A 388-nucleotide genomic window follows, 5' to 3' on the forward strand; every position below is an offset into this window, starting at 1 on the left:
ATTTGCCGGTATGAGTTACGACAAACTGATCGCGACGTTGGGCGAAAAGATCGATGGGGTCACGGTGACACGGCGGGAAAATGGCGACATGCTGGTCGCCATTGAGCACCACAGTAGCCGGCCCGCGATGCCATTACATCGCATGGATAAGTTCCTCAACGGGGCCGACAAGGTATATTTCGATGTCGACTTGAAGTCCTTCGTGGTGCCCAGCGGCGCGATTAACGAGCCTGGCGCACCCTAATTTTTCGGCCGCGCAGTGGCCGACGCCCGGCGCGAGATTCGCGAGGACACTATTGAGCGCAATGAAGTGCTGGCAGCCGCTTAAGAACGCTTGACCGGCGCCAAGGTTAGCTTTCCGATACCGAGGGCACCGGAATGGCAAGAG

At 58.0% G+C, this 388-nt stretch carries 1 protein-coding gene; it reads left to right on the plus strand.

Features of this window, described 5'->3' with window-relative positions:
- A partial coding sequence (locus ACR6JA_RS23125) for a hypothetical protein (protein ID WP_494599854.1) occupies positions 1-244 on the plus strand: 244 nt, incomplete at its 5' end.
- Between the last annotated feature and the right edge of the window lie 144 nt (positions 245-388).

The sequence above is a fragment of the Cedecea sp. B1(4) genome (assembly GCF_059414925.1).